This window comes from Prevotella sp. OH937_COT-195 (assembly GCF_003932845.1).
Lineage (GTDB): Bacteria > Bacteroidota > Bacteroidia > Bacteroidales > Bacteroidaceae > Prevotella.
In genome coordinates, this window is the sequence record NZ_RQZH01000134.1 from 1 (window position 1) to 536 (window position 536).

Sequence of the window (536 nt, forward strand, 5' to 3'; positions counted from 1 at the left end):
AGGTATAAGTGTGCGGAGGGACTAAAAGTAAACGGACATATAGAAAAGTATGACAAAATAATTTGTACTGCTGATTTCCCATATGCTACTTCATCTTTAATTAAAAATGAACATCATCCTAAGAAGTATACGACACAGAAAATTGATAATATGGACTATTCTTGCTCAGCCTTTTTAATGTACATAGGGGTTGATAAAGATTTATCTGAAGATATCTTGTTACATAATGTTATATTTTCAAAGGATTTTGATAATAATATCAATGAAATATTTTCCGGAGAAATATCCCAAGATCCATCAATATATGTATACGCTCCTAGTGTGGAGGATCAATCGTTAGCGCCAGAAGGTCAAACAGGTATTTATGTGCTGATGCCCGTTTCAGAATTGAAAACAGGTGATACGGATTGGTCTGATGAGTCAACAATCACACAAGTGAAAGATATTATTTACAATAAGCTTTCTACGATTAAAGCGTTAGAAGATTTGAAAAAGCAAGTTGTGACAGAAATTATTTATACACCTAAGGATTTTGA

At 32.6% G+C, this 536-nt stretch carries 1 protein-coding gene; it reads left to right on the forward strand.

Annotated features, from left to right (window positions below):
* The coding region (locus tag EII32_RS11580; RefSeq protein ID WP_317125337.1) for a phytoene desaturase family protein at positions 1–536 on the forward strand (536 nt) is incomplete at both ends.